This window comes from Kangiella shandongensis (assembly GCF_020005365.1).
Lineage (GTDB): Bacteria > Pseudomonadota > Gammaproteobacteria > Enterobacterales > Kangiellaceae > Kangiella > Kangiella shandongensis.
The window spans coordinates 57066-82073 of the sequence record NZ_JACNML010000009.1 but is presented as its reverse complement, the minus strand read 5'-3'; the positions used below and the strand labels follow the sequence as shown (position 1 = coordinate 82073).

General features: G+C 44.3%; 22 protein-coding genes, 2 tRNA genes and 1 other RNA gene. 23 read left to right on the top strand and 2 right to left on the bottom strand.

Annotated elements, in window-relative coordinates:
* Window positions 1-20 precede the first annotated feature (20 nt).
* The 8 genes from alaS to H7708_RS10685 all read left to right on the top strand — a co-directional run bounded on the left by alaS (window position 21) and on the right by H7708_RS10685 (window position 5461).
* Window positions 21-2645, top strand: a complete 2625-nt coding sequence (gene alaS / locus H7708_RS10720) for an alanine--tRNA ligase (protein ID WP_223670776.1) — start codon at window positions 21-23, stop codon at window positions 2643-2645.
* A gap of 93 nt (window positions 2646-2738) precedes the next feature.
* Entirely contained in the window at window positions 2739-2951 is a 213-nt protein-coding gene (gene csrA, locus H7708_RS10715) for a carbon storage regulator CsrA (RefSeq protein WP_223670775.1), read from the top strand.
* Window positions 2952-3059: 108 nt separating this feature from the next.
* Window positions 3060-3713, top strand: a complete 654-nt coding sequence (locus H7708_RS10710; RefSeq protein ID WP_223670774.1) for a hypothetical protein — start codon at window positions 3060-3062, stop codon at window positions 3711-3713.
* Window positions 3714-3963: 250 nt separating this feature from the next.
* The gene (csrA, locus tag H7708_RS10705; protein ID WP_068991165.1) at window positions 3964-4191 is read left to right on the top strand and encodes a carbon storage regulator CsrA; all 228 of its coding nucleotides are present in this window, start codon (window positions 3964-3966) and stop codon (window positions 4189-4191) included.
* A gap of 62 nt (window positions 4192-4253) precedes the next feature.
* A tRNA-Ser gene (locus tag H7708_RS10700) sits at window positions 4254-4344 on the top strand.
* Window positions 4345-4517: 173 nt separating this feature from the next.
* A tRNA-Arg gene (locus H7708_RS10695) sits at window positions 4518-4594 on the top strand.
* 29 nt (window positions 4595-4623) lie between these two features.
* Window positions 4624-4771: non-coding RNA, RtT sRNA (locus tag H7708_RS10690), on the top strand.
* A 213-nt stretch (window positions 4772-4984) separates the two neighbouring features.
* Complete coding sequence (locus H7708_RS10685) at window positions 4985-5461, top strand: hypothetical protein (RefSeq protein ID WP_223670773.1); 477 nt, start codon at window positions 4985-4987, stop codon at window positions 5459-5461.
* Window positions 5462-5519: 58 nt separating this feature from the next.
* Here the strand turns inward: H7708_RS10685 and H7708_RS10680 are convergent, their stop codons facing one another.
* Window positions 5520-6566 (bottom strand): NAD(P)-dependent alcohol dehydrogenase, encoded by a 1047-nt coding sequence (locus tag H7708_RS10680; RefSeq protein WP_223670772.1) that lies wholly within the window; start codon window positions 6564-6566, stop codon window positions 5520-5522.
* 223 nt (window positions 6567-6789) lie between these two features.
* Here H7708_RS10680 and H7708_RS10675 point away from each other — a divergent pair, with 223 nt between their 5' ends.
* The 3 genes from H7708_RS10675 to astE are packed head-to-tail and all read left to right on the top strand — an operon-like array spanning window position 6790 to window position 10156.
* A complete protein-coding gene (locus tag H7708_RS10675; RefSeq protein ID WP_223670771.1) occupies window positions 6790-8271 on the top strand; it encodes a DNA recombination protein RmuC in 1482 nt (493 codons plus the stop codon).
* A gap of 20 nt (window positions 8272-8291) precedes the next feature.
* On the top strand, window positions 8292-9122 hold the full coding sequence (locus H7708_RS10670) for a M23 family metallopeptidase (RefSeq protein ID WP_223670770.1): 831 nt from the start codon (window positions 8292-8294) through the stop codon (window positions 9120-9122).
* Window positions 9123-9127: 5 nt separating this feature from the next.
* Window positions 9128-10156, top strand: a complete 1029-nt coding sequence (gene astE, locus H7708_RS10665; RefSeq protein ID WP_223670769.1) for a succinylglutamate desuccinylase — start codon at window positions 9128-9130, stop codon at window positions 10154-10156.
* Between the two features lie 224 nt (window positions 10157-10380).
* Here the strand turns inward: astE and ppsR are convergent, their stop codons facing one another.
* On the bottom strand, window positions 10381-11202 hold the full coding sequence (ppsR, locus tag H7708_RS10660) for a posphoenolpyruvate synthetase regulatory kinase/phosphorylase PpsR (RefSeq protein WP_223670768.1): 822 nt from the start codon (window positions 11200-11202) through the stop codon (window positions 10381-10383).
* A gap of 136 nt (window positions 11203-11338) precedes the next feature.
* On the opposite strand from ppsR, the gene ppsA reads away from it, so the two are divergent.
* From ppsA to H7708_RS10600, 12 genes are all read left to right on the top strand, one after another.
* A complete protein-coding gene (ppsA, locus tag H7708_RS10655) occupies window positions 11339-13714 on the top strand; it encodes a phosphoenolpyruvate synthase (protein WP_235727594.1) in 2376 nt (791 codons plus the stop codon).
* Window positions 13715-13874: 160 nt separating this feature from the next.
* Entirely contained in the window at window positions 13875-14282 is a 408-nt protein-coding gene (locus H7708_RS10650) for a hypothetical protein (protein WP_223670766.1), read from the top strand.
* Window positions 14283-14357: 75 nt separating this feature from the next.
* Window positions 14358-14789, top strand: a complete 432-nt coding sequence (locus H7708_RS10645) for a GNAT family N-acetyltransferase (protein WP_223670765.1) — start codon at window positions 14358-14360, stop codon at window positions 14787-14789.
* Between the two features lie 22 nt (window positions 14790-14811).
* Window positions 14812-16467, top strand: a complete 1656-nt coding sequence (locus H7708_RS10640; protein WP_223670764.1) for an AMP-binding protein — start codon at window positions 14812-14814, stop codon at window positions 16465-16467.
* Window positions 16468-16582: 115 nt separating this feature from the next.
* Window positions 16583-16837 carry a GlsB/YeaQ/YmgE family stress response membrane protein gene (locus H7708_RS10635; protein ID WP_223670763.1) on the top strand — a complete coding sequence of 85 codons (255 nt, stop codon included), beginning with the start codon at window positions 16583-16585 and terminating at the stop codon, window positions 16835-16837.
* A gap of 87 nt (window positions 16838-16924) precedes the next feature.
* A complete protein-coding gene (locus H7708_RS10630) occupies window positions 16925-17497 on the top strand; it encodes a glycine zipper 2TM domain-containing protein (protein WP_223670762.1) in 573 nt (190 codons plus the stop codon).
* 44 nt (window positions 17498-17541) lie between these two features.
* Window positions 17542-17832: a PepSY domain-containing protein gene (locus tag H7708_RS10625; RefSeq protein WP_223670761.1), complete on the top strand. Its 291-nt coding sequence runs from the start codon at window positions 17542-17544 to the stop codon at window positions 17830-17832.
* Window positions 17833-17861: 29 nt separating this feature from the next.
* Window positions 17862-18536 (top strand): response regulator transcription factor, encoded by a 675-nt coding sequence (locus H7708_RS10620; protein ID WP_223670760.1) that lies wholly within the window; start codon window positions 17862-17864, stop codon window positions 18534-18536.
* 17 nt (window positions 18537-18553) lie between these two features.
* Window positions 18554-19927: an ATP-binding protein gene (locus tag H7708_RS10615; protein WP_223670759.1), complete on the top strand. Its 1374-nt coding sequence runs from the start codon at window positions 18554-18556 to the stop codon at window positions 19925-19927.
* Window positions 19928-20075: 148 nt separating this feature from the next.
* Window positions 20076-21191, top strand: a complete 1116-nt coding sequence (gene dinB / locus H7708_RS10610) for a DNA polymerase IV (RefSeq protein ID WP_223670758.1) — start codon at window positions 20076-20078, stop codon at window positions 21189-21191.
* Window positions 21192-21279: 88 nt separating this feature from the next.
* Window positions 21280-22971: an alanine/glycine:cation symporter family protein gene (locus H7708_RS10605; protein ID WP_407929740.1), complete on the top strand. Its 1692-nt coding sequence runs from the start codon at window positions 21280-21282 to the stop codon at window positions 22969-22971.
* A gap of 210 nt (window positions 22972-23181) precedes the next feature.
* The gene (locus tag H7708_RS10600) at window positions 23182-24879 is read left to right on the top strand and encodes an acyl-CoA dehydrogenase family protein (RefSeq protein WP_223670756.1); all 1698 of its coding nucleotides are present in this window, start codon (window positions 23182-23184) and stop codon (window positions 24877-24879) included.
* Window positions 24880-25008 lie beyond the last annotated feature (129 nt).

Sequence of the window (25008 nt, the reverse complement as noted above, 5' to 3'; positions counted from 1 at the left end):
AAGTAAAAGGTTAACTTAAAGTGAGCATGACAACGAACCAAATACGACAAGCCTTTTTAGAATTTTTTGAAAATAAAGGCCACAAGGTGGTGGAAAGTGCACCTCTGATCCCAGCTAACGATCCCACTTTATTATTTACTAACGCCGGTATGGTGCCTTTTAAGGATTGTTTCCTTGGTACCGACCAGCGCAGCTACACGCGTGCTACCAGCTCTCAGCGCTGCGTTCGTGCGGGTGGTAAGCATAATGACCTTGAGAATGTGGGTTATACCGCTCGTCACCATACGTTCTTCGAGATGTTGGGAAACTTCAGCTTTGGTGATTATTTTAAGAAAGAAGCTATTGGTTATTGCTGGGAGCTGTTGACGGAAGAATTCAAGTTGCCTAAAGAAAAGCTTTGGGTAACGGTTTATGAGGAAGATGACGAAGCCTACGATATTTGGGCTAAGGATATTGGGTTCCCAGAAGACCGCATTAGCCGTATTGGTGATAATAAGGGTGAGCGTTATGCTTCGGATAATTTCTGGGCGATGGGAGACACAGGTCCATGCGGCCCATGCTCGGAAGTCTTCTACGATCATGGGGAAAATATTTGGGGTGGTCCTCCGGGCACGCCAGAAGAGGACGGTGATCGATTCATTGAGATCTGGAATCTGGTCTTTATGCAGTATAACCGTCACAAGGACGGTACTATGGAGCCGCTGCCCAAGCCGTCGGTAGATACGGGGATGGGCCTTGAGCGCATCGCTGCTATTTTACAGGGTGTTCACAGTAACTATGAAATTGATACTTTCCAATACCTGATTAAACAGACCGCCGAGTTATTGACCGTAAAAGATCTGGATAATAAGTCGTTACGCGTTATTGCTGATCATATCCGCTCATGCTCGTTCTTAATTCTTGATGGTATCGTTCCTAGCAATGAGGGGCGAGGTTATGTACTACGCCGTATTACTCGCCGAGCTATTCGCCATGGTCACCAGTTAGGCGCTGAGGGTGTTTTCTTCTCGAAACTGGTTAAGGCACTGGTCGATACCATGGGCGATGCCTATCCTGCGCTTAAAGATCAGCAGTCGATTATTGAAGGTGTGTTGGAAAAAGAAGAGTTAGCTTTTGCTAAAACCTTAGATAAGGGTATGCAGATCCTTGAAGCGGATATTGCTGACATTAAAGACAAAACGATTTCTGGCGAAACTGTATTCAAGCTGTATGACACCTACGGTTTCCCACAGGATTTGACTGCTGATATTGCGCGTGAAAAAGGTTTGGAGATTGACTGGAGTGGTTTTGAGAAAGCCATGGAAGCCCAGCGTGAACGTGCGCGAGCTTCGAGTAACTTTGGTGTTGATTACAACGATTCTCTTACTCTTGAAGAAAAGTCGGAGTTTACCGGGTACGACTACCTGAGTCAGCAAGTCAGTGTCGTCAAACTACTTAAAGACAGTGAGTCAGTTGAACGTTTGAATGAAGGTGACAAAGGCATAGTCATCCTTGAAAAGACACCTTTCTATGCTGAGTCGGGGGGCCAGGTTGGTGATAAAGGCTCTCTGTATGGCAACGGTATTAACTTTATCGTTGAGGATACTCAAAATATCGGTGATGCGATAGCTCATATTGGTTATGTCGATAAAGGCAGCATTACTAACGAATCTGAGTTAAATGCGAATGTCGATGGTGGATTACGTCAAAGCACGATGCGCAACCATTCGGCGACGCACTTATTGCACGCAGCCTTGCGTGACGTTTTAGGCTCGCATGTCCAACAGAAAGGTTCATTGAACGACCCTGAGCGTTTACGTTTCGACTTTTCTAACCCTGAAGCGGTGTCTCGTGAAGAACTGGCCCAGGTAGAACGCTTAGTGAATGAAAAGATTTTTGAGAACCATCCTGTCGAAGCTGCCGTGATGTCCATGGACGAAGCGAAGGAGCAGGGCGCTATGGCGTTGTTCGGTGAGAAATATGGCGATGAGGTTCGTGTCTTAACCATGTCGCCGTTTTCTGTAGAGTTATGTGGTGGTACCCACGTTAAGCGTACCGGTGATATCGGTCCGTTCAAGATCGTTGCTGAAACAGGTATTGCTGCTGGAGTACGCCGTATTGAAGCCGTGACGGGAGAGAGAGCCGTTGCCTGGATGCAGCAGTCGGAAAGTAAGCTGCATACATTAGGTAAGTTGCTTAAGAGTGATCCGGCTCAGTCAGTGGAAAAAGTTGAGCAGCTGCTCGACAAGTCGAAGCAGCTGGAAAAGCAGATTGAACAGCTGCAAGGCAAGCTGGCTTCTAGTCAAGGCAGTGACTTGGCTTCTAACGCTGAAGATGTCAATGGTGTTAAGCTGTTAGTATCAAAGCTGGAAGGTGTTGAGCCGAAGGCTTTACGCGATATGCAGGATCAGCTAAAGAATAAGCTGGGTTCGAGTATTGTCGTCCTCGCTATCGCTAAAGACGATAAGGTCAGCTTGATTGCGGGTGTCAGTAAAGATCTAATCGGTAAAGTGAAAGCTGGCGATCTGGTGAAGATGGTTGCTGAGCAGGTAGGCGGTAAAGGTGGCGGTCGTCCCGATATGGCGCAGGCTGGCGGTAAAGATGCATCGGCGTTGCCTGCGGCATTGGAATCAGTCAAACCCTGGATTGAAGAGCGGTTAAGTTAGTATTAAGCTGTAATTGAGTATATTTGATTTGTAGATAGTTGAAGGTGCGCAATGATTGTAAGTCTTCAATAACATAGGAATGAGGAGATTAGGATGTTAATTTTAACCCGTCGTGTCGGTGAGACTCTGATGATTGGTGATGAAATCACGGTGACCGTTTTAGGTGTTAAGGGTAATCAGGTGCGGATTGGTATTAACGCACCAAAAGAGGTTGCAGTTCACCGTGAAGAAATATACTTGCGTATCCAACATGAGAAGCAGGCGCAAGCTTACCAGTCAGACGACGATAATAGCGGGAATTACTAGAATACAAGGGAGCTTTAGCTCGCTTTGTTCGTTTCATACCAGGGGCGCCCCTGGTAAGCTGCTTGTTGGGCATAACTAAACGTCGGGTTATTAGAATGGAGTTAGTACATGGATATAAAACGTCTGGCACTTTTTCTGCTGCTTATCCCAGCAGTTTTTACTGCCGCTGGGTCTGACAAAACGCCTTTACCAACGATTGATGAAGCTGCTGCAAACTATTTGAAAGTACATGCCGAGAATAATTACTGGCGTTTATTTTCAATTACTATGCCATCCGGGTCTAAACTGCCTGACCATCAAACCGGGCCGAGAGCAATTATTCCACTCACTCCCATAGTGATTCAGCGACTCGAAGGAAATCAGGAGCTGATGAAAATGCCGGCGCAGAAGGCATTTTGGTTAACAAATATAGAGTCTAAGGGGTTTCGTAATGCCGCAGACTCAGAGCTGGTATACCTGGTTTTAGAAGCACAGGATAAAAGTCTAGAGTTGTCTGAAGCACAGGACGTGTGCCAGGCGGGCACCACCTTGTTGAGTTATAAGAAGCTCCTTATCTGCTTGATAGAGCCAGCCAGGGGAATAGATATCCATACTGAGGGAAACAGTTGGGTATATATTCCAAAAGCTCAGGATAACGATAAACTCAAGTTTAATGGAATATTGCAACCACGACCGAAAAGTGGTGTTTTAAGCCTAACGGTGGGAACCTACCAGTTGTCGTACGAGCCCAAGCCTTTGCTTTTATTGAATTTCAAGCCATAAAAAATAACGGCACTTGTTTATAAACAGAAATCTTGGAATTTATATTCTTTTGAACTGGGCCACGCTGCGCTTGTAACAGAAAGTATTTTTGTGATTGAAGCCACAAAACCCTAGTGTTGGAATCAATTTATTGATAGAATTCGCGACTTCCGACGTGAGTGTCGGCTTTCTTTACAGTAGTTTTATTTTGTAGATAGTGGAGAGCAGCTGGGATTTGGCTGGGAAACTCTCTAGGAATGAGGAGATTGGAATGTTAATTTTAACAAGACGCGTTGGTGAAACGCTAATGATCGGTGATGAAATCACTGTGACGGTATTGGGTGTTAAAGGTAATCAGGTGCGTATTGGTATTAATGCGCCGAAAGAGGTTGCTGTTCACCGTGAAGAAATTTATTTGCGTATTCAACATGAAAAGCAAATGGAGAATTACCAAGGTAATCAACCAGGTAATAATTCTGACGACGATTATAATTATTAAAAAAAGTTGGACTGGAGTGTTGCATTTTATCCTGAATAAGGTAACATTCCGTCCGCGTCAACGGTGAGGTGGCCGAGTGGCTGAAGGCGCTCCCCTGCTAAGGGAGTATACCCTAATCCGGTATCGAGGGTTCGAATCCCTCCCTCACCGCCATTATTCAAAAATCGTGTATAATGCGAATTGATGAATAAGGGCGAAGAGATGAAAAGCGTTTGATTTCTAAGCGATTTTTGGTTTCTTAAAGAAGCAAAAACTTTTTAAAAAATAAATTAAAAAGTTAATTGACTTCTAAAAATCGGGTGGCATAATACGCCCCACAAAACGAAGCGCGTGTAGCTCAGCTGGATAGAGTACCTGGCTACGAACCAGGCGGTCGGAGGTTCGAATCCTTCCACGCGCGCCATTATTTGAAACCTCGCTACGGCGGGGTTTTTTATTGCCTGTGGTAAATGGATGAAAACCTCCGAAGGAGTTCGAGCCGAGCAGCTTTGCTGCGAGACAACATCGGGTTATTCTGTTAAGAATGTTCCGATGACCCGCAGGGCAAGGAGCGGAGCGACGTAGTCATCCTTCACCAGAATGTGCTCCTGTAATTCTGGATTTCCCGCCATCCATGGCGGTTACACACGGCCATTATTGAAAGCCTCGCTACGGCGGGGTTTTTTATTGCCTAATATTTCTTTAATCCTAGAAATTTTGAGCAATCCATACAGGCTGACTCAGTTTTAGAACTTTGGACTTTAAGAGTCTTATCCCCTAATATTCAAATTAAAGGAATAATTAACTATAACTTATGAAAAAGCTCTTGAAGCCACTGCTGCTCATAATAATCATTATTTGTTTGGGTGTAGTTTATTATAAGTTAAAAGATAATGGTTATATCAAGCCTACGAATTACGTCACTTGTCAGTCGGTTCCTATGACTGTGGTTTATAATGATCAATTGACATTAAAAGCTAGTTACTTACTTAAGCGGTGCAATGATACAGAGCATTTAAAAAATGTTGTTTTAATAAAAGATAAAGAAACAAAAACAGAAACTATGGTTTATGAATCGTTGGGTGAGTCTTCCGAAAGAATTTATTTAATTTGGGACGAGTATGACGGTTTATTAATTGCCACCCCTCGAGCTAATGATGTCGTCAAAGAAAAAAGATATCAAACTAAGTATCGCGTAGAGTATTTGCCACTGAAAAAGCTAAGGACAGCGGTTGGCAAAGCTTATTCAGAATATAAAAATTCTTATCACTTCAAGAAGAAAGCCCGATAACAATCGAGCTTTCTCTGAGTTGATGCTTTAAAAGCGTTATAGCTAGTTGAAACAGGTTTTAAGGTTTTAGTGACTTCATATCAATAACAAACCGGTATTTTACATCAGAGTCCATAACTCGTTTGTATGCAGAGTTGATGTCCTGCATATTGATCATCTCAACGTCGGACACAATGTCATGCTCCGCACAGAAGTCGAGCATTTCCTGAGTTTCTGCAATGCCGCCAATCAGCGACCCTGCGATACGCTTACGGCCGAGTATTAAGCCAGCGCCATGCACATCAGGTAAAGGATTCAATGCACCAACAAGCACCATAGTGGCATCGCGTTTCAGTAAACTAACGTACGGGTTTAAGTCATGCGATACTGGCACAGTGTTTAAAATAAAATCGAAGCTGCCTGTATGCTGCTTCATGGCGTCTTTATCTTTCGATACAAGAACTTCGCTGGCACCAAGGCGCTTTGCATCGGCACCTTTTTCCGGAGAGGTTGTAATCATAACAACTTCAGCTCCCATAGCTTTGGCCAATTTAACACCCATGTGACCAAGGCCACCAAGCCCTACAACACCAACCTTATCGCCTTTAGATACGTTCCACTGACGCAGAGGAGAGTAGGTGGTGATACCTGCACAAAGCAGGGGAGCTACCGCTTTCGTATCAAGTTTTTCAGAGACACTCAGCACAAACTTCTCATCGACTACGATTTGGTCAGAGTATCCGCCATGTGTTGGGCCGCCAAGAATAGGATCTTCGCTACCATAAGTCATAGTCGCCCCATTTTCACAGTACTGTTCTAAGTCATCGTGGCAAGCGCTACAGCTCTGGCATGAGTCGACCATACAACCTACGCCGACCAGGTCACCTTCTTTAAACCGGCTAACTTTGTTTCCTGCCGACTTCACTCGACCAATAATTTCATGGCCTGGCACTACCGGATAGACGGTTCCGCCCCAGTCATTGTGTGCGGTATGAATATCACTATGGCAAACACCACAATATTCAATATCAATGTGCACATCGCTTTCACCAACCTGGCGTCTTTCTATGCTGAGTGGGCTCAGTTCGGATTCTGCAGATTGAGCTGCGTATGCTGCTGTTTTCATTTTTACTTCCTAATGGGATGTGGGAGTAGGTGTCAGACTACGACTGGTCAGCGTTGTAGTCAATTAAGGTTTGATTGAAGTGTTATATGGGTACTTTGGCCGTGTCTATTGATGCCGGGATACGGTATACCGATATTTTGTATACTCAAAATGAAATCTAGCCACTACCTTTTATTACAAGTTTTGTTACACTAGACCAACTTCATTTCAAACGATAAATTTAATGGATTTCAGCACATTCTTTAGCCAAAACCTACCGCTTGCTATCATACTTGGTGTTATTGTTTTAATAACATTGGCGTTGCTCTTTATCATAATAAAGCAGGGCAAAGCACTTAAACAATTAGAACAGTCGGAAAGTGGTGCTATTGAGGCGATTAGGGCGCTAGAGCAAAAGCAGACTGTAGCTTTTGACTATGCAAAGTCTGATCGGGACCGAATGTCTGAGCAGCATCAGAGAGCTTCTGAGAATCTGGTGGAAAAACTTGCGGGTAACCAAGTTAAACTCGGTGAGTCATTTCAGTCTTTCCAGAGCCAACTGCAGAAAGGTTTTAACGAGCTGAGCAATGCGCTTGGCGAAAAAGTAAACAACAATACGGTGACTCAGCAAAAGGAATTAGCTGGATTTAAAGATAGCCTGCAGAAAGATATTTTAAAACTAAAAGAACAAATTGAGCTTAATCAAAAAGAGTCTCAGGCTCAGCTCCATGAGCAATTCAGACGTGGCATTAAAGATGTGCGAGAAGAACTCACCCTAAACCTCAAGACTCATGGCGAGAATTTTGAAAAGAACATGAAAGGTTTGACTCAGTCGACTGATGAGCGTTTAAAAGAAATCAGTGGTCAGGTTGAAAAGCGTTTGGCAGATGGTTTCGAAAAAACCACCAAAACGTTCCAGGACGTTCTAAAACGTCTAGCGCTTATAGATGATGCTCAGAAGAAAATCACGGAACTATCCAGTAACGTTGTCAGTCTACAGGAAATATTATCGGACAAACGTTCGCGTGGTGCTTTTGGCGAAGTTCAGTTGGAATCTTTGGTTTCCAATGTGATGCCGACCAGTCATTACAAATTCCAATATACGTTTGGTAACGACAAGATCGTTGATTGTGCATTATTCTTACCTGAGCCGACTGGCGTGATTGGTGTTGATGCGAAATTCCCACTGGAAAACTATCAGAAGATGGTTGATGTGGAGTTGTCTAAACCCGAAAGAGAAGCTTCGCATCGAGCTTTTGTGCAGGATATTAAGAAGCATGTTAAAGATATTGCCAGCAAATACATTATTGATGGTGAAACGGCTACCGGTGCGGTAATGTTCATTCCCGCTGAAGCAGTATTTGCAGAGATTCATGCGCACCACCCGGAATTGGTAGAATTCGCTCAGCAGAATAAGGTCTGGATGGTATCGCCTACCACTATGATGGCGTTATTGACGACTGCCAGCGCCGTATTAAAAGACGAAGCGACTCGTAAGCAGGTGCATATTATTCAAGAACATCTGGGTAAGTTATCCGTTGAGTTCGGCCGCTTTAAAGACCGGTGGGGTAAATTGAATACTCATATCGATCGTTTAACTAAAGGGGTCAAAGATATTAATACTACGGCAGATAAAATTACGAATCGTTTTGATAAAATTGAGCAAGTTGAATTAAAAGATGATGACGATAGCGATGATCCTATTGGGATTAGCCATCAGTCTTAAATGAATGGAGTTGAGCATTAATGACTAGAAAGTTTTTATTCATACTGGTTTTGGCAATTGTAACGCAATTAGCCCAAGCAAAAGAGCCATTACTGCTATCGCTTAAAGGCGACTTTGCTCAAGGTGGTTTAGTTGTAGGGCAAGCGGTTAAGGGTTCTGAAGTAACTTTTGAGGATAAGCCATTAGAGTTAACGCCAGAGGGTTATTTCGTTTTTGGTTTCCACCGAGATATGCCGGAAACAGCTAGGTTAACTGTGGCAAAGGGCAAGCAAAAAGAAATACAAAAGTTATTCATTCGTAAGCGTGACTATAACATTGAGCGGATTGATGGGTTACCTCCTTCTAAGGTTAGTCCGCAGAAGCCGGAAATAAAGAAGCGAATTCGCCGTGAGGGCGCTCTTGTTGCTAAAGCTCGTAGTAACAGCAGTAAGGACGAGTTCTTTATGCAGAACTTTATCTGGCCAGCGAAAGGACGCTTGAGTGGTTTTTATGGTAGTCAACGAGTATTGAATGGTAAGCCGAAACGCCCGCATTATGGCGTTGATGTGGCTGCGCCAACGGGTACAGCCGTCGTCGCGCCAGCTGATGGCATCGTTCGCTTGGCTTATGACGATATGTTTTACTCAGGTGGCACCTTAATCATAGACCATGGCTATGGCGTATCTTCAACTTTTATACACCTAAACTCGATCGATGTAGAAGAAGGTCAAAAAGTTAAGCAGGGCGATAAGATTGCTACGATTGGAGAAACTGGTCGTGCAACCGGACCGCATTTAGACTGGCGAATCAACTGGTACAGTTCGCGCCTTGACCCACAGTTATTAGTTCCCCCATTCAAAGAAGAAAAATAATTGATATGAATACGAGTGAGTTTTGTAAGACTTTTAATTTATTAGATTTTGTTCGCGAGCATTTAGAAGGGCACCAGCCTTTTTCGATGTCGCTAGAAGACTTCGTGGTTACTTTTCACGATGTTGGTATTATCGAGTTCAAACCAAAGCATGAGTCACAGCAGTATTTAGCCCTTTCTGCGGGTGTCCATGGTAACGAAACAGCTCCGATGGAGATAGTTTCTGATATGGTTTACGATCTGTTAAATGGGCGCCTGAATCTGCGCTGTCATTTATTAGTGTTGATTGGCCATCCGCAGGCGATGCTTAAAGAGCAACGGTTTCTTGATTTTAACCTTAACCGAATGTTTAACGGTGAGTGGAAAAAATACTGGGAACAAAAAGAAGAGATTTGCGAAGTTGAGCGAGCCAAGCGTCTTGAACAGGCCATGAATGATTTCTTCGCGCAAAGTTGCGCCAATGATACCCGGGCTCACTACGATTTACATACAGCAATCCGTGCTTCCAAATATCAAAAATTCGCTATTTATCCTTACCTGGATAGCCGTGAGCATAATCCAGCAGTGTTAAACCTGATGCAGGACTGTGGCGTCAATACGATTCTGCTTTACCATAAACCGAGTACTGTATTTTCTTATTATTCGAGCCATAATTTTAAGGCTGATAGTATTACGGTCGAGTTGGGTAAGGTAAAACCTTTTGGTGAAAATAACCGCGATGACTTTGCTGATGCTGAGAAGGCTTTGCGTCAGCTAGTTGAATCCAGTTACAGTTATGATCACAGTACGCGCTACAAAGTAAAAGGTCAGAAGGTTTTCAAGGTGAAGCAAGAGTTGTTGCGTGTCAGCGATGATTCTCACCTCAATGTAGACGATGATTTAGCCAATTTCAGTAGTTTTGAGAAGGGGTTTGAGTTACTGAGTGATCCAGAAGAGCCTTATATTGTTGAGAAGGATGGAGAAGCCATCGTTTTCCCTAATAATAACGTTCCTATTGGGCAGCGGATGGCTTTGGTAGTTGAGGAAGTTGAATAGGGTTTTCAAATTATAAGGCTGGTCATGAGCCATCGGTTAATATCTACGAAAACTACTTTGATGTTTATTTTTTTAACGATCAAGAACCGCCCAAAAGTTAGGTCCATAGGACTAGCCTCAATCGTCAATATTACTGATCAAGGCTAACTTTCAAGGGGGAAGAGGGTGCTAATAGTCAAACTTTGTTCGGTAAAGGTTGCGGCTTTGTTTTGTGGAATCAGAAACTAAAAAATCCTTCTCTCGATTCCGGTATCATTCATAATCTTGACTGCCAGCTCTTCAACCGAGCGCGATGTTGTATTAATGAAAGGGATATTTTCGCGCCGATACAGGGCTTCAACTTCTCGCGTTTCGTACATGCACTGCTGGAATGACGAATAGGTGCTGTTAGGGCGGCGGCCTGTTCGAATTTCATGCAGACGCATTGGATCAATACTGAGTCCATACAACTTATGTTTATTGGCTTGCAAGCCGGGGCGTAGTTTAATGTTGGGCAGATCTTCATCAGTAAACGGGTAGTTTGCTGCAAATATCCCAAACTGCATGGCCAGATAGAGTGATGTTGGTGTTTTACCGCAGCGTGATGGCCCAACCAAAATAATATCTGCCTTATCGTATTGCTTGGTGCTGGCGCCATCGTCGTTATTCAAAGCGAAGTTTACCGCACTCATCCGAGTATCGTATGCCTGCAAGTCATCCGTTGAATGAGATTTACCAACACTGAAAGAGCTTCTTACGCCTAGCTCTTTTTCCAGGGGCCCGATATAGGTATGGAAAAAGTCCAGCAGAATAGCCTCTGACTTAAGAATGATTTCACGGATTTCTGGGCGCACAATCGTCTCAAATACCAGCGGTGGTACGCCGTCACGTAATGTGGTCTGGTTAATCCTGGCAACTGCGCTTAATGCCTTTTCTTCATCATCGACAAAGGGAATCGTGTGATAGATAAATTCGACATCATCTTCGAACTGCGCGGTTAAAGATTGACCGAGTAATTCAGCTGTTATGCCCGTTCGATCTGAAATAAAGAAGACTGTACGTTTCATATTTGTGCAATAACCAGTAAAATGGCGACCTTTAATGACCAATAAGTGTGTGAATTTAAGCATTTACGCCTGTTTTCAGCAAGTAGCTGCTGGGATAGAGGGCGATTTTCTTTAATTGATACACGTTAACGGGAGAATGACTTTGGATAAGTACGTACTTTGGTATGAAGAACTAGGCATGGGCGATGTAGAGCGTGTTGGCGGTAAGAATGCGTCTCTCGGCGAAATGATCAGTAATCTGAGCAATATGGGTGTTAGTGTACCTGGCGGTTTCGCCACTACAGCTGATGCTTTCCGTGCATTTTTAGAGCAAAGCGGGCTGAACGAAAAAATTAACCAGGAGTTGGACGGATTAGACGTCGATGACGTCGAGAAGCTGGCGGAAGTCGGTGCCAAAATTCGTGGCTGGGTAATGGAAACACCTTTTATTCCAGAGATGGAAATGGCTATCACCGATGCTTACAACAAGCTGAAAGGTGATGCTAATGAAGAATTTGCAGTCGCTGTCCGCTCGTCGGCAACAGCGGAAGATTTACCAGACGCATCTTTTGCCGGTCAGCAGGAGACCTTCCTGAATGTTCGTGGTTTAGATAATGTGATGAAGGCACTTAAAGAAGTATTTGCCTCATTATTTAACGATCGCGCCATCGCGTACCGTGTCCATCAGGGGTTTGAACACAAATTGGTCGCTCTATCAGCAGGCGTGCAGAAGATGGTGCGTAGTGATATCGCTGCCAGTGGTGTCATGTTCACCATGGATACGGAGTCTGGATTTAATGATGTGGTCTTTATCACTGGCGCGTATGGTCTGGGTGAGACTGTGGTACAGGGTGCCGTCAACCCGGATGAGTTCTATGTTTACAAACCGACGCTGGAGCAAGGCCGCCAGGCTATCGTTCGTAAAAACTTAGGTGGTAAGGCCATTAAGATGGTCTATACCGAGAACGATGAACACGATAAGAGCATTGAAACGGTTAAAGTTGATCAGAACGAGCGTATGAATTTCTGTATTAACAATGCCGAGGTTCAAGAGTTGGCAAAGCAGGCCATGATTATTGAAAAGCACTACAAGCGTCCGATGGATATCGAGTGGGCTAAAGATGGTGCAGATGGCAAGCTATATATCGTTCAGGCACGTCCAGAAACGGTAAAAAGCCGTTCGGATAAAAATGTCATTGAGCGTTACCACCTGAAAAATAAATCAGAGTTAGTTGCGACTGGCCGCGCTATTGGGCAGCGTATTGGTAAAGGTAAAGCGCGCGTTATCAGCTCGATCGACCAGATGAAAGATGTTCAGAAAGGCGACGTTTTAGTTACCGATATGACGGATCCGGATTGGGAGCCAGTCATGAAACGTGCCGCAGCCATCGTTACTAACCGTGGTGGCCGTACGTGTCACGCTGCTATTATTGCTCGTGAACTGGGTATTCCTGCAATTGTTGGTTGTGGTGATGCAACGGATCGTATTAAAGATGGTGCAGAAGTGACGGTTAGCTGCTCAGAAGGCGATACAGGTAACATTTATCAGGGGCTGCTGGACTTTGAAGTGAATAAGAGCTCGATCAAGGACATGCCTGAACTGCCGTTCAAAATCATGATGAACGTAGGTAATCCGGATCGTGCTTTTGACTTTGGCCAATACCCAAACGCGGGTGTCGGTCTGGCGCGTTTAGAGTTTATTATTAACCGTATGATCGGCGTTCACCCAAAAGCATTATTGAATTATGACAAGCTGGAAGACGATAATTTAAAGAAAACTATCGCCATGCAGATGTCGGGCTATGCCAATCCTAAAGAATTTTATATCAGTAAACTGGTAGAGGGTATTTCCACGATTGCCTGTGCTTTCGCTCCTGAAAAAGTCATTGTGCGTATGTCTGACTTTAAGTCGAACGAATACGCCAACTTGATCGGTGGTCATTTGTACGAACCGCAAGAAGAAAACCCAATGTTAGGATTCCGCGGTGCTTCTCGTTATATCTCGGAAGAGTTCCGTGAATGTTTTGAACTTGAGTGTGAGGCAATTAAACGTGTCCGTAACAAAATGGGCTTCAACAATGTTGAAATTATGATTCCATTTGTGCGTACGCTTGGCGAGGCGAAGCGAGTTATTGAATTACTGGAAGAGAATGGCTTGAAGCGAGGCGATAATGGCTTACGTATCATCATGATGTGCGAGCTGCCTTCAAATGCTGTACTGGCCCAAGAATTCCTGAAGTACTTTGATGGCTTCTCCATTGGTTCGAATGACTTAACTCAGTTATCACTTGGTCTGGATCGTGACTCAGGTGTTATTTCTCACCTGTTTGATGAGCGTGACCCAACGGTCAAAGTCTTATTGGCCAATGCGATTAAGGCCTGTAAAAAAGCAAATAAATACATTGGTATTTGTGGCCAAGGTCCGTCAGATCACCCGGATTTAGCAAAGTGGTTGATGGAGCAGGGGATCGATAGCGTGTCATTAAACCCTGACACGGTGTTGGAAACCTGGTTATTCCTGGCTAAGCAGTAGAGAGTAATAGCGTCGTGGTGGTTTTGTTTGAAAATCTCACGGCGCTCGAAACTTTCAACATCACAGTTTAAAGAATTTTACTTTGCTATCAATAAAGCTCATGGCATACTGGTTTTTCGAGTGTTTGGAAAATTTCCATTGAAATGAGGAGGATAGCTCGATGAAACGTTTAGCTATAGCGCTTTTAGCTTCAACTTTAGCCGTTGCTTGTAGCGATGATAAGCAAGAGGAAGTTAAGAAAGAAACCAAGGAAGCTGCTGAAGCGGTGAAAGAAGCAACTGCTGATGCCGTAGAAAATACTAAAGAAGCAACTTCAGACGCTGTTGATAGTGCTGAAGAAATGGCATCGGAAGCAGCGGATACTACCGCAGAAGCGGCGGAAGACGTAAAAGATACGACTGTGGACGCCTATGAAACAGCCAAGGATGAAGGTAAAGAGATGATGGGGGATGCAGAGAAAAGTCTTGATGAAATGAAGCAAGACGCTGAAGACATGATGAGCGAAGCTGAAGAAGAGGTTGATAAGGCCGAAGAAGACGTTAAGAAAGAAACAGAAGACGATCAGTAGCCGGTGCTTGACTGAACCTATAAAGCCACTTGGAGTTTTCAGGTGGCTTTTTTTTATGCTTGAGTAATGATGATAATGATTAAAGAAGTTGCTGTTAACGATGTTTACCCTCTGAGAAGTAAGGTGCTTCGACCTGGTCAGCCTATTGAGGCCTGCCACTATAAAGAGGATTCGCGAGAAGGGGTGTTTCACTTGGCCGCGAGTGATAAGGGGGCAGTTATTGGTATTGCCTCATTCTATCCCGAGCAACATCCCCAGTTTAACGATGCTAATAGCTGGCGATTAAGAGGTATGGCGACGGATCCTGAGGTTCGTGGGCAGGGTTTAGGCTTAAAATTATTGCAACAGGGAATCAGGCATTGCCAAGCCAGAGGTGCGACAATTTTATGGTGTAATGCACGAACAAGTGCCATGCCTTTCTACCGCAAACTAAATTTTGAAATCTATGGCGATGAGTTTATGATAGAAAACATCGGACCACATTATTTGATGTATTATAAATATTAAACGTAGGGTAGGAATTGAATATATGAGTCAGTCGCCGAGCAGCCAGTTGGAGCTGCAGAATACATTGTCAGCATTTTATAGATGGGAAAAAGAGAAAGCGCAACAACCATTTTTAAGACAGCCCTTTGGTCAGGATTGGAAAGAGTACAGCTGGCAGGAGGCGGGACAGCAAATTAGAAAAATGGCCGCGTATCTAAAACGTGAGTTACCAGGAAACAGTAAAGTCGCCATCCTCTCCTATAACTGTTCGCACTGGGTGATGGCCGATCTCGCCATTATGTTGGCTGGTCACATAAGCGTGCCCATTTACCCAAGTGCGGGCTCTGATACGATTACCACCATTTTAGAACATAGCGAAAGCCAACTGGTTTTTGTCGGCAAGTACCCTGACTGGGACAAAAAGTCAGATACTATTCCTGAAGGTGTCAAAGTACTTGGTTGTCATGAACAACACACCGGCTTAGCTGACTGGGATGAAATTATAGCGGGCGAAGAACCTTATATGGAATCGCCTGTGCCAAATTTTGACGAGCTAGCCACCATCATTTACACCTCAGGCACTACAGGAATCCCCAAGGGTGTTTTAATCACACATAAAATTCTATCGAATGGAGCTGCTGCGGCGTCGGCTTTTATTAATTTAAATGATGAACGTTGTTTTTCCTACTTACCGCTTGCCCATTGTGCTGAACGAGAATTAACTGAAATTATCAGTATCCATACTGGTAGCACGATTTCTTTTACCGAGTCGTTGGATACATTTCAGGATAATATTCGCTCGGTACAACCCACCATCTTCTTTGGTGTGCCGCGTATTTGGCTGAAATTCCAGCAGGGAATTGAGGAACAGGTGGGTAAAGCCAAACTTAAGATTTTACTTAAGATTCCACTTATTAACTCACTGATAAAAAAGAAGATAATTAAAGGCCTTGGCCTTGATAAAGCTAAAATTTGTTTGTCGGGCGCGGCAGGACTTCCCAAAGGAACTTCAGACTTTTTCCGTACTGTAGGTATTACTATTTGTGAAGCATACGGGTTAACTGAGACCATGGCGTTCTCTCATGCGTCGATTCCGGGTACCTGGAAACAAGGCTCGGTGGGGGTAACTCTGCCGACAGCAGAAGCTAAGATTGCAGAGTCTGGTGAAATCCTACTGCGTAGCCCCTGCATTATGGCAGGGTATTACAAGGAGCCTTTAAAGACAGCTGAGGTACTTGATGAAGATGGTTATTTTCATACGGGGGACTTGGGACGAATTGATGATGACGGATTCCTGTTCATCACTGGACGCGTCAAAGACATTTTTAAAACTTCAAAAGGGAAATATGTTACCCCAGTGCCAATTGAAGCAACCTTAGAGCCGGAACTCGGAGTTGAGCACCTGTGTGTTATCGGTGACGGACTGCCATCACCAATTGCGATTGCATCCGTATACAATAAGAAACTAGCGGACAAGAAGGCTTATCAGGAAGAAGCGGTTCAATTAGTGCAGATGTTGAATAATAAGCTTGAAGGGCATGAAAAACTGGCAAAGTTGATCCTGGTTGACGACGAGTGGAATACAGAGAATGGCCTAATTACCCCAACGCTAAAGATTCGACGTCAACAAATCGAAGAGCGATATAAAGATCGTCTGGCCCGATATTTGAATTCAGATGATGTTGTTATCTGGGATTAGCTGACTTTACCCGATTTTACAGATTGTTAACGTTGTTTTACGTTCATATGACCTATAAAGCTAGGTCATATGACATACTATAAGCTGTTAAAAAACAACTCAAAAGGAGAGTAAAATGGGTATATTAATGTGGATTATTGTGGGCTTAGTTGCCGGTGCTTTAGCCAAGCTAATCATGCCTGGTCCCGACAAAGGCGGCTGGATCATGACCATTGTTCTGGGGATTGTCGGAGCTTTTGTTGGCGGCTTTGTCGGTGACCTTCTTGGAATTGGTTCAGCTCAAGCTAGTGGTTTTAATATAGAAACGATATTAACAGCCGTTGGCGGTGCAATTATCGTATTATTCTTATATCGTACTTTCAGTAAATAACCATTCCGGTTCATCTTTAATTCAGTTGTAGTTTTATAAACTGTCTCCTGTAATAAGCCAATATGTACGGCTGTCAGGAGACAGATTATGAACATTAAATATCCTTTCTTATTATCATCATTAGCGCTATCTATGGCTATCCTGCCGGATATTGCTAGTGCTGACCACCGTTTCAACGAGCGAGAATATCGTCATGCCCACTATAATAATGATTATGCTCGACACCATGCGGCTAAAGGCCGAGTGATAAGCGCATCCCCTGTTTTTGAGTATGTTGACTACGGTCATGACTCTGAAAGAGTTAGAACTTGTTATTCAGAAAGAACTCGCTATGATGCAGATGATGAGCGTCGAAATGCGGTGATCGGTGGCGTTGTCGGAGGATTAATTGGTTATAACATTGGCGACAAACAACGTCATAAAAACGTGGGTGCGGTAGCCGGAGCCGTCATAGGTGCTGCGGTGGGTAAAAAAAGCGCCCGAGGCCGTGACAGCTATTGTGAAACTCATTATGAGCCACGGGCACGACAAGCAAAAGAGCTTGTGGGTTATGATGTGGTTTATAAATATCGTGGTCGCCATTACACAACATTTATGGACTATAAACCGGGTCGATGGATTGAACTTGAAACAACAAGAAACTATCATCGCCGTAGATGATACTTGATTAGTGCTTGAATATTGAAAGGTTTTAAGAGATTTTAATGATTAAGAAATTAACTCTCATTTTATTTGGTTTGATTGCTTTTGCCGGTAGCTCCGAAGCTGCTTCGCAAAAACAGCTGCCTGTGTTGAAAAAGCCGCAAGCCGAGCAGTGCTCGCCAGTGGGTAAAGGCGCTGCGATGAGTACCGTTGCTCGTCAGACCAAAGGAAAAGTGCTTTCCGCCAGTCTGAATGCACGCGCGAAGCCGCCCGTTTATCGCGTTAAAGTATTAACGGATTCGGGCAGGGTTCGCCATTATTATGTCAATGCATGCAATGGTCGCTTAATGTAGCTTTCTTATCATTTGAGGTGTAGAAAAGCATGAAAATATTATTGATGGAAGATGATAGTGCCTTACGCCAGCAATTGGTGACGGCGCTAGAAAAACAGAGTTATGTTGTTGAGGAAGCCCCAAATGGTGAAGAAGGTTTATATCTTGGGCGGGAGTTTTCTTTTGACCTGGGCATTTTCGATTTAGGTCTGCCTGATACTTCGGGGATTGAAGTGATCGAAACCCTACGTAAAGAAGAGGTGTCTTTTCCTGTCCTGATCTTGACTGCTCGTGGCCATTGGCAGGATAAAGTCGACGGTCTAGCTGCTGGTGCGGATGATTACCTGGTTAAGCCGTTTCAAATCGAGGAGCTTCTGGCTCGGGTTAATGCCTTGCTTCGTCGGGCTTCTGGTTATGCTAAACCGGAAATTGAGAAAGGGCCAATTAGCTTAAACAGTCTGAAACAAGAGGTTAAAGTTCATGGTAAAGCGATGGACCTCACTGCTTATGAATATAAAGTTTTAGAGTATTTAATGCTCAATCCCGATAAAGTCGTCTCTAAGACCGAGTTGACAGAGCACTTATATGCCCAGGACTATGACCGAGATTCTAATGTACTAGAAGTGTTCGTTGGTCGTTTGCGTAAGAAAATCGACCCGGATGGTAGTTTGAAGCCAATAGAAACACTGAGAGGCAGAGGGTATCGTTTGAATAGCGAGCTCTAACTGGACAGGGAACCGCTTTGGCTAAACAGACTGAGATAAAACAGCCTTACTCATTACAAAGGCGCTTACTATTGAATACCAGTATCGTACTGGTATTTTTTATTGCTGCCATGAGTTTCATCTTGCTTGATACCTATAAAACCGGTATCAAGCAGGCTACTTATGAAAGATTGTATGCTCAGTTTTATAGCCTGCTGTCTTATGCCGATGAGATGGAACCAGGCAACCTGTTTCTTCCTGAAGAAATTCCTTCTGATAAACGATTTAATCAATATAACAGTGGTTTATCTGCTTTGGTGTATGATGAGACAGAAAGCTTGATCTGGAAATCATTGTCTGCCCGCTATGATCAGGAGCAGCACAAAGTACCACTGCCTCTGAGCTTACCTGGTGAAGCAACGTTAACGGATATCACAATGGAAGATACGGAGTATTTTCGGTTTCACTATATCGCAGAGTGGGAGTCCCCAGAAGGCGAAATCTCGCTATATCACTTTGTCATACTTGAGAATAAGCGTCCTTTTGATCAGGTGATTGACGCATATCGTAACCAGCTGTGGATGTGGCTTTCAATTCTAGCGCTGTCATTGTTGTTTATACTTTTCATTGTCATGCGTTGGACCTTACGTCCAATCCGACGGGCAGTAAAAGAATTGCGCCAAATTGAAAAAGGCTTGCTCAATAACTTGTCGGATCAATACCCGCAAGAGCTGCAGCGTTTAACGGAAAATATTAACCGCTTTATTAAGAATGAGCGACACCAAAGCAAGCGCTATAAAGAAACCCTGGGGAATTTAGCGCATAGCCTAAAGACGCCACTGGCGGTTATGAATACGGCGCTGCAAAATGAAAATGACGCAGAGAAACTGGCTAAAATTTGTTCAGAGCAGATAGGGCGCATGGATCAAATAGTGGCATATCAACTGCAAAGAGCTACCAGCGGACCTCAGGTTATGATGCGCTCCATGGAAGTTGAGCCCGCCGTTGATAAGTTGGTGGCCAGTCTCGGTAAAGTCTATCAGGATAAGAATATCGACTTTGCGGTTAGCGTAACCAAAGGACTTACTATAGCCTTAAACGAAGGTGACTTTTATGAAGTCTTCGGCAATATATTGGACAACGCCTGTAAGTGGACGGATTCAAAGATCCGAATTCATGCAGAAAGAGTGGCTGGACGTGTCCGTATCACGATTGAAGATAACGGTCCGGGGATTCCTGAAAATGTTCGTTTAGCTATTCTTTCTCGGGGTAAGCGTCTCGATGAAACCGTAGAAGGACAGGGTATTGGCATGTCGGTGGTTAAAGAAATTGTTGCTGCCTACAATGGAAAAATTCAGATCGACACCAGTGATCTTGGCGGCAGTTTGATGAGAGTGAGCTTCAAACAGTAGAAGCGTTTGGTATATCTCTACAGGTTGTTGATTCCATAGGATGGGATAGGCTTAACCGTACCCCATCGCTTAATAGCAGGCTTTAAACACCTGGGCTATTTCATCGAAGACAGAATGACAATGATTCCATTCCAGAATAAAATAAAGCATGCCTACTGCTCCAGCTGAAAACCACACGAATAGGAAAATCATTCATGTTGATATGGACTGCTTTTATGCGGCCATAGAAATGCGGGATGATCCTTTGTTGAAGGGTGCGCCGGTGGCGGTGGGTGGTTCGCCGGATAAGCGGGGGGTGATTGCGACCTGTAATTATGAGGCACGGAGTTATGGGGTGCATTCGGCGATGGCGTCGGCTCATGCCAAGCGCTTGTGTCCGAACCTCATTATTGTTCCTCCCAACTTCGATAAATACCGGCATGATTCCAAAGTGATTCGTTCTATTTTTGCCGGATATACGGATCTGATTGAGCCTTTATCCTTAGATGAAGCTTTTTTAGATGTAACAGAGTGCCGGCAGTATAAAGGGAGTGCTACCTATATCGCGCAGGCGATACGTCATAAGATTTATCAGGAGCTTAAGTTAACGGCTTCAGCCGGGATCGCCCCGAATAAATTTTTAGCCAAAGTCGCATCGGACTGGGAAAAACCTAATGGACAGTTTGTGATCACGCCAGATGATGTGGATGCTTTTATGTTGGAGCTGCCGGTGAAGAAAATCCCTGGAGTAGGTAAGAAAACCTCTGAAAAGTTACACAATGTTGGTGTATACAGCTGCGCAGAGTTACAAGAGCTGGAGTTACTGGAGCTCACCAGAAAGTTTGGCTCTTTTGGGCGAAATTTGTACTACTTGGCTCGAGGCATCGATCAAAGGCCCGTGATCACGCATTACCCACGGAAGTCATTGAGCGTTGAAAATACCTACGCTCATGATCTCTATACGCTGGACGAGTGTTTAGCGCAACTGCCTAATTTGTTGGAAACATTAAAGCACCGTTTGGCTCGCTCTAAAGTTAACGCTCCTGTCAGCAAAATGTTTGTCAAAGTGAAGTTTAGTGACTTTTCAGCAACCACAGTGGAAAGAACCAGTTTTGGAATAAATGATGATTTGTTCTATGAATTGATGGATGAGGGGTTCCATCGTCGCGATAAATCAGTGCGTTTACTGGGGATTGGCGTGCGTTTTCAAAATGCTGAGTCAGCAAACTTTGTCCAGCTGCCGTTGGAGTATATTGATGATGTATTCCACGAGGAGTGGGACTAAACCAGAACTAGCCAAGCTTTTCTCATAATGGTAAGGTTAGCCGATAATTTAAATTTATAAGTTTAATGGGGATTATTCTTTGGATATTATCGAGCAAATTAAAAATGGATTGGACTTTCTAAACGGCTATCTAGGCGGCGCAGATTACTTTCCATATTTGTTAATCGGTGTGGGTGTATTTTTCACTCTATATCTAGGCTTTCCGCAAATTCGTTATTTCGGTCAAGCGATACGCATCGTCCGGGGTAAGTACAGTAAAAAGTCCGACCCAGGGGATACTTCTCACTTTGGTGCCTTATCAACGGCGTTATCCGGTACCGTAGGTACGGGTAACATTGGTGGTGTTGCATTGGCGATTTTTGTTGGTGGTCCAGCAGCTATCTTCTGGATGTGGATCACGGCTTTCCTCGGTATGACGACCAAGTTTGTTGAGGTCACTTTATCCCACAAATACCGTGAAGTCACTGAAGATGGCACCATGGCCGGTGGTCCCATGTATTACATGGAGAAGAAGCTGAATATGAAGTGGCTGGCAGTTATTTTCGCCATTGCGACTATTATCAGCTCCTTTGGTACCGGTAACATGCCGCAAATCAATAACATCGCTCAGGTAATGAATGATACCTTTGCCTTGCCGAATTGGATTACCGGTGTTGGCCTGGCAATTTTGTTAGCCATGGTGATTATTGGTGGTATTCAGCGTATTGCTAAAGTTGCTGAGCGAGTGGTGCCGTTTATGGCTTTTCTCTATGTGGTTGGCGCTTTATTAGTTATTGTTTACAACTATGAGAATATCATTCCTTCATTCTCTGCCATTATTGGCAGTGTTTTCTCAGGCTCTGCTGCCGTAGGTGGCTTCCTGGGTGCTAGTTTTGCTTATGCGATGCAGCGTGGTGTAAACCGAGGGTTATTCTCGAATGAAGCCGGTCAGGGTTCTGCTGCAATTGCACACTCTGCGGCGAAAGGTAAACAGCCTGCTTCAGAAGGTATGGTGTCTTTATTAGAGCCGTTTATTGATACCTTGATTATCTGTACTTTGACCTCTCTAGTTATTTTGTCTTCAGGGGTGTGGAAAGATAAACACCAAAATACTTTTGACCGTATTGATATGGACTTTGTCGCCGGACAATGGACCGATCAAAACCCAGAGCATGTTGAGAAGTTAAGGGAGTTCTTAAATCCTCAAACTAACAGTGATTCAGCTATTGAACCATACAGTGGCAGTATCTCACTGCAAGACGGCGAAGCTATTTCAGAAGGTTTCACCTTGTTGAACGCTAATTCGGTTGCTGAAGAGGTGGTTTATAAGCAAAAAGATGATACGACGAATAAACTGACACCGATCACTGGTGTGATTACAGTAAAAGATGGCAAGCTGGAGAATAGATCCATCGTGGTGGAAGGTCGTTCATTGATTCACTCAGCGAGTCTTACTGCAGAAGCATTTACTCGTGGCTTTTTAGGTGAAAATGGTAAGTATATTGTTTCGCTGGGATTGTTGCTGTTCGCCTTTACCACAGCGATCGCCTGGTCTTACTATGGTGACCGTGCGGTAATCTATTTGTTTGGTCAACGTGGAGTCCTTGTCTACCGAGCCGTGTATGTTGTGATGTTCGCTGTTGCAGCGGTGGTGGATACGACGGTTGTCTGGGCACTGGCTAATGTGGCTATTGTCATGATGACCATACCTAACCTGATCGGTATCACTTTGCTGCATAAAGATATGAAGCAAACAGTTAAACAATACTGGGAAGACTTTAGGAAAGGGAAAGCTCATTAGGCTCATCATAAGTAAGAATACAGCCGCCCTCGGGCGGCTTTTTCGTTTGCGGTAGCAAATAACAGTTTTAGGTTAGTGACACTAGCAAAATAAACGGCATAGGCTCTGGACAACGGTAAATTTTTTTTCCTATACTAGGTCTGGTCAGACCAATGCGTCTGAGCAGCAGTTGTGTATTATTATTAATCTATAGTAGGTATAGGAGTCCTTATGCAATATCAATCACCGGTCGATGACATGATGTTCTTGGTCAAAGACGTTTTTTCACTCACTAAACGCTTAGGCGATATTGCAGACTTTTCAGAATTTGATGATGACCTGTATGCTGCTATTTTAGAAGAGGCTGGTAAGTTCGCGACCGGCGTGTTATATCCGATTAATCGTAGCGGTGACGAGGAGGGCTGTAGCCTTAAAGACGGAGTCGTGACGACACCTAACGGGTTTAAAGAAGCCTATCAGGCCTACGTTGAGGGCGGATGGCAGTCAATCACCGCTGATCCGAACTATGGTGGGCAGGGCTTGCCTAAAGCACTTCATGTCTTGATTGAAGAAATGTTCTATTCAGCCAATACCTCATTCTGCTTGTACGGCAGCTTAACTGCCGGTGCAACACAGCTTTTGCAGGCTCACGCCGATGAGTCAACCAAAGAAAAATACTTACCTAAGTTGATCAGTGGTGAATGGTCTGGTTCGATGTGCTTAACAGAAGCGCATGCGGGCTCGGACTTAGGACTACTTAAAACGAAAGCCGAACCTAATGATGACGACAGTTATTCGCTGGAAGGCTCAAAGATATTTATCACAGGTGGTGAGCATGATATGACGGATAATATTATTCACCTGGTGTTGGCCCGTCTGCCAGATGCCCCGCCGGGACCTAAAGGAATCAGTTTGTTTTTGGTACCTAAATTCATGGTTAACGACGATGGCTCTTTAGGAGAACGTAACGCCATTCGATGTGGTGCTATCGAGCATAAGATGGGTATCAAAGCCTCATCAACCTGTGTCATGAATATGGACGGGGCCAAAGGTTGGCTTGTCGGCCCTCCGCACCAGGGGTTGCGCTGCATGTTTACCATGATGAACCTGGAGCGTCTATCAATTGGTATTCAGGGCATTGGGCTCGGTGAGATGTCCTTCCAACAGGCGGATGCTTATGCTAGAGAACGCCTGCAGGGTAAGGCGAGTGATGGCGAAGCACCGGCGGCATTGGTTAAGCATGGTGATGTTCAACGCATGCTCAATACCATGGAGTCATTCAATAAAGCAGGGCGAGCACTGGCCGTATGGCTTGGTAGCTATCTGGACGTAGCTTTTCACAGCGAGGATAAAGAGGCGGTAAAAGTGGGCGATATCATGTCGGCCTGGCTAACCCCCATCGCTAAGGCCTATTTTACCGATGCGGGGTATGAAACCTGCACTATCGGTCAGCAGGTCTTTGGTGGACATGGTTATGTGCGTGAATGGGGAATGGAGCAGCATGTGCGCGACTGCCGCATTGCACAAATATACGAGGGTACTAATGGTATCCAGGCGCTTGATTTAGTTGGCCGAAAGCTTATCGCAAATGATGGTGAGTTTTTAAAGGTTTTCTTAAACGAGATACGTCGGGATCTGTCTGGATTCGCCAGTTCTAATCATAAAACTCTAGTTGAACAGCATTTGGAAGAATTGGAAAAGCTTTCGTTAGCCATTATTGAGAGCAGTAAAATTAACTCGGAGCTGGCTCAGTTGGTCGCTTGTGATTATTTACATTACACTGCACTCGTAACTTATTCCTACTTATGGTTAAAGATGGAAGTGGCTGCCAATGGTAAGTTTGATGAAAAATCGGAGTTTTTCTTCAAAAGAGTACTGACTCGTACTTTAGGCCTTAAAGCCGGTATCGAGAATGAACTCACGACTTAATATTTTCAGGCCCGCAGATCCGGCGGGCCTGTCCTCTTCTTGTCTGTTTTCTACACAAGCTGCCGTTTGACCTGGCTTCTGGCTTAAAAAATTAGCAGGATTTATCCCTCTGTACTTGAGTGATTAGCC